1 protein-coding gene is annotated in these 511 nt (G+C 57.1%); it reads left to right on the top strand.

Annotated features, from left to right (window positions below; genetic code table 11):
• A partial coding sequence (locus tag ACJHX4_RS26795; protein ID WP_390431452.1) for a pyridoxal-dependent decarboxylase occupies positions 1–511 on the top strand: 511 nt, incomplete at both ends.

The raw sequence follows: 511 nt of genomic DNA, 5'->3' as shown, positions 1-511 counted from the left end.
TGAGTTCCCGCAGCCGCTGCACGATGCGCTGGATAAATTCCAGGCCGACACCGGTATCGACATCGACATGCACATCGACGCCGCCAGCGGTGGCTTCCTGGCACCGTTCGTTGCCCCGGATATCGTCTGGGACTTCCGCCTGCCGCGTGTGAAATCGATCAGTGCTTCAGGCCATAAATTCGGTCTGGCTCCGCTGGGCTGCGGCTGGGTTATCTGGCGTGATGAAGAAGCGCTGCCGCAGGAACTGGTGTTCAACGTTGACTACCTCGGTGGTCAGATTGGGACTTTCGCCATCAACTTCTCCCGCCCGGCGGGTCAGGTGATTGCACAGTATTATGAATTCCTGCGCCTCGGTCGTGAAGGCTATACCAAAGTACAGAACGCTTCCTACCAGGTTGCTGCTTATCTGGCGGATGAAATCGCCAAACTGGGGCCGTATGAGTTCATCTGTACCGGTCGCCCGGACGAAGGCATCCCGGCGGTTTGCTTCAAACTGAAAGATGGTGAAGAT

The organism is Escherichia sp. WS2035 (assembly GCF_046487065.1).
In the GTDB taxonomy this organism is placed as follows: domain Bacteria; phylum Pseudomonadota; class Gammaproteobacteria; order Enterobacterales; family Enterobacteriaceae; genus Escherichia; species Escherichia coli.
Note: the sequence above shows the minus strand (reverse complement) of the source record. Positions and strands in the feature narration are given on the sequence as shown.